The 3,848-nt window shown below is 69.5% G+C and carries 4 protein-coding genes; all 4 read right to left on the reverse strand.

Annotated features, from left to right (window positions below; translation table 11 throughout):
• Positions 1–192: 192 nt before the first annotated feature.
• The gene (locus tag ACFVWG_RS41435) at positions 193–2,397 is read right to left on the reverse strand and encodes a cell division protein FtsK (RefSeq protein WP_391549035.1); all 2,205 of its coding nucleotides are present in this window, start codon (positions 2,395–2,397) and stop codon (positions 193–195) included.
• Position 2,398: 1 nt separating this feature from the next.
• Positions 2,399–3,259 carry an ABC transporter permease gene (locus ACFVWG_RS41440; protein WP_391549037.1) on the reverse strand — a complete coding sequence of 287 codons (861 nt, stop codon included), beginning with the start codon at positions 3,257–3,259 and terminating at the stop codon, positions 2,399–2,401.
• Positions 3,256–3,489: a hypothetical protein gene (locus tag ACFVWG_RS41445; protein WP_391549038.1), complete on the reverse strand. Its 234-nt coding sequence runs from the start codon at positions 3,487–3,489 to the stop codon at positions 3,256–3,258. Before ACFVWG_RS41445 ends, ACFVWG_RS41440 begins: the two co-directional genes overlap by 4 nt.
• A gap of 11 nt (positions 3,490–3,500) precedes the next feature.
• Positions 3,501–3,848 (reverse strand): Pycsar system effector family protein (locus ACFVWG_RS41450; protein WP_391549039.1); only part of this gene is annotated, 348 nt, incomplete at its 5' end.

Here is a 3,848-nt window from a genome sequence, read left to right on the forward strand (position 1 = left end):
AGCCTCCAACGGGCTGTTTTTGGGCGTGAGGAGCCGTGGCCGCTACCCGCTACGCGGGAAAGAACGGCCTGGTCAGATACGGGTTGCGGGGTAGCGGGGCGGGTAGCGTTGCCGCTACCGGTAGCGTCGAGCGCGCTACCTAGACCGCCCCGCACCCTCAGTTCAGTTGGTTACTCTGTGTTGCTCCGCGGCTTAGGTGCCGGAGCCGTCCCGGCGGGCCATCGCGGCGCGGATGTCGTCGGCGCTGACGCCCTTGCGGACCACGCCGTCACGCTTCACGTTCACCGACGGGACACCGAGCGCGCGGGCCTGCGCACTGATGGCGTCGGGGGTGGTGCCGTCGTACTGCTCGGGCATCTGGGACGCCAGCCGCCCGGCGAGGGTGTCCCAGTGCGCCTTGCCGTCGGGGCCCATCACGGTCAGCAGGTCGGCCAGCACGTCGCGGCTGGCGCGCTCCAGCTCCTCGCCCGCTGCCTCGCCGGTGAGGGTGCCGAGGGCCTCGCGGTGCTTGCGGCAGGCGGTCAGGATCTTGTCCGCGTCGGTCGCGTCGGCCAGGAACGTGCGCACCGTCGGGGTGTGGTCGCTGGCCCCGTAGAGGTAGCCGACGCCGCGGTACTCGTCGCCGACAGGCAGGGCAGAGGCGTCGAAGCCTTCGGCGTAGGCGTCGCCGCCCAAGATGGCCTCGGACACGATCCGGTTGCCGCACTTGAGCGCCATCCGTAGCGAGTGGTTGTCGCGGTAGCGGTTGAACAACCGGCCGACGTCGCCCGCGCCGACACCTGACGGCTTCTGCGAGCTGGACTCGATGATGACTCCGGCCGACGGGCCGACCGCCTGAATGCGGGACAGCTTGGCCGCGATTTCCTTGTTCACGGCCTGGTCTTCGGTCTCGAAGTACACCTGGAACTCCTCCATGATCATGACCATCACGCGCAGGTCGGGATAGCGCGGGTCGCGGGCGAGTTCCTTGGTGAGCTTGCCGTCTGGGCACATCGTGACGGGCAGGCTCGTGAGGATGCTGTTGACGCGGTCGATGTGCTCCAAGACCTCGTCCAGCACGGCTTGCATGCGCTCGATCGGGTTGTTGTCGTTGGGGTTCGGGTGGGTGCCGAAAATGGTGCGGTGGGCAACCTTCTTGAACGCCAGCCAGTCAGGCGAGTTCTTGCCGTCGGCAATGACCAGCTTCACGTACGGATCCGATGCCGCGTGCAGGGCCACGAGCCGGGCCAGGAACGTCTTGCCCTTGCGGGGCTGCGCGCCGACCAGCAGCGAGTTCCACATCAGCGACAGGGTCACCAGTGCGTCTCGCTCGTCCTTGCCCAGCTTGACCGGGTCCCAGATGCTGCGGGGCTTGCAGTCCAGCAGATCCGTGCGGCCCACCGGTACGGCGAGCGGGTCGCGGTCGGCGACGAACAGCGTGTGCCGCCGGGAGCTGGTCTTGTCCGGGGTCAGGAACACCTGATTCACGTGCACATCAAGGCCAGACGCGATCTTCTCGCGGGCCCCAGCCACGTCCGACCAGCCCTTGCCGTACGGGAGATCGACCACGACCTGAGAACCGGTATTGCGGGCATCGCGGGACATCGGGGAACCGAAGCGCACCTCCTGGTCCGCCTTGTCCAGCTTGCCGAGTCCGGCGGCGTAGTAGGCGCGGAGGACGATGTCGGAGTTGAGCTTGCGGAACCGGGGCGCGACCACGGCAGTACCGACCAGCGTCTGACCGGCGGGGCGGCCGTAGTGCGCCAACCCAGCTACCGCCGCGACCGCTCCGGCGATGAGACCGGCGGCCGGGGCCGCGTTCCACAGCACCGGCGCTGCGATCAGCAGACCGAGGTTCTGCAGGGCGAGGACTCCGCCGCGCCACATGCGGGTGGCCTTGAGCTGGCGGTGGATCTTCTCCCACTCCTTCAGCTCGCCCGCGTCGGCTGCCTTCTGCTCAAGGGCTACCGAGTTCGGCACCCACCACCACCGCATCTGCTTACCCACGAGCCGGGTCAGGCCGCGCGAGGCGAACCAGCCGAACTTCGTTGCGTACCAAGGCGAACGGACCGCGTGGAAGGCCGTCACATGCCCAGCACGAGCCAGCGCCCGAGTCGTGGTCGCCTTCAGGTTCTCGGGGCGCAGGTGGGTCGGGATGATCGGCAGCCGCACGCCGTCCGCGACCGGGACCGGCAGGCCGGGAGTGTCCACGGGCACCATGACCTTGCCCGTGGCCGGGTCGTCGTCGGTGTCGTCCAGCGCGATCTCGTAGGCGGTGTCCATCGACTCGACCTCGCCCGGCGACAGCGGGACCAGCGCGCCGGCCAAATCCTCAGGGGTGCGGGTGTCGTCGTCGCGGCGGGCGCGGTGGGCGTCCAGGTCGATCGGGTCGGGCAGGTTCTCAGCAGGCTCGGTCATGTCAGTTGCTCCCGTTCTCGCGGGTGTTGATCAGGTGGGCCAGCGCCGCGCCCATGCCGAGCACGGCAACGGGCAGGCAGGCAACGGCAGTGGTGATCGGCCACGGGGCCGACGTGACGCCCTGGGCCTCCAGCAGGTGATAGGCGACTTGCCCGAGCGCGCCCAGGGCCAGCGCGGACAGTGCGGTGCGCTTGGCGAACTTCCGGGCGCGGGCCGGGACGCGGCCGGACAGCCACACCCGCAGCGCGAACGCGGCGTAGGTCTCGACACCGATCGGGAGCGTGATCGCGGAGTTGATCGTGAAGCCGTCCGCGATACCGGGCAGCGGGTGAACGACTCCGAAGCCGGTCAGCTCGCCGAGTCCGACCCAGCCGGACCAGACCGCGACGAACGCGGGCAGTGCCAGCAGCAGCACCGGCCACGACCGAATCGGACGCGCGTCGGTCTCGGTCTCCGGAGCGGTCTCCGTAGTCGGCTCATCGGCCAACGAGATGCCCCCGCGCTGCAGGAACCGCGGGGCCCACTTGCGCCAGCCCGAGCGAACCGGCGAGACCGGGTCTACAGGCTCGCTGACCTGCGGAAACTCCTCCACGGGCGTCTCAGCGGGCGTCTCGGCTACCTCGGTGGTGGCGCTGGTCTCGTCCGGGTCCGGCACCGAGTGAAGGTGCGTCTCAGCGTGGGTCTGGGTCTGCTCAGCGGTCAGTGCGGTGTGAACGGCCTTGGCCTTGTCCTTGCCAACCCGCAGGTGCTTCATGAGCCGGTTCTGTGACGGGATCTCACCCAGGTCGGCAGCGAGGCGGCGGGCGGCTGGGATCAGGTCCTCGACCGGGGCCGGGTACGTCGTACGCAGCGGCGTGCTCATCGGTGCGTCTCCTTCCGGGTCAGAACGGCGTGGGCGTCGGCCAGGAAGCCGACCAGGATGCAGAAGTCGCCATAGGCGGTCGCAGCCTCAGCCGACACCTCACCGGCGCGCGGCATATCGTCGGCCAGCACGAACCGCGACAGGTGCTCGAAGCGCTCCCGCAGCTCGGTCGTCACGGCGGCGGTGCTGTCCATGCCGAGCTCGTCGGCCCAGCGCTGCGGAAGCGTCATCGGGTGGCGGTTCACAGCGCACCGCCGGTCAGCAGCAGCGTCAGACCGGTGACGGCGGAACCGGCGATCGTGGCGAGCATCGAGGCCTGCAACAGGCGGTGCTTGCGCCAGCTCAACCGGCTCAAGATCACTGACTGCGCGCAGATCTCCCGGACGGTGTCCTCACCGGCCAGGCGGTCGGCCAGTTCGTCGGGGGTGTAGTGCCGGACGGTGCCGAAGTACAGGACGCTGCCCGCGCCGTGCTTGGTGTGACGGGCCCGCAGGATCGGCAGGACCACCGCGACCGCGCACAGCAGCGCGCCAACCATCAGTACCAGACCGGCTGACACGAGGACCCGCCCGGCGGTGCCGAGCTGGTC

The sequence above is a fragment of the Kribbella sp. NPDC058245 genome (assembly GCF_042882005.1).
Lineage (GTDB): Bacteria > Actinomycetota > Actinomycetes > Propionibacteriales > Kribbellaceae > Kribbella.

Excerpts from the sequence above, each read along its gene's own strand:
- ACFVWG_RS41435 (WP_391549035.1), bottom strand. The coding sequence starts at position 2,397 with ATGACCGAGCCTGCTGAGAACCTGCCCGACCCGATCGACCTGGACGCC.
- ACFVWG_RS41440 (WP_391549037.1), bottom strand. The coding sequence starts at position 3,259 with ATGAGCACGCCGCTGCGTACGACGTACCCGGCCCCGGTCGAGGACCTG.
- ACFVWG_RS41445 (WP_391549038.1), bottom strand. The coding sequence starts at position 3,489 with ATGACGCTTCCGCAGCGCTGGGCCGACGAGCTCGGCATGGACAGCACC.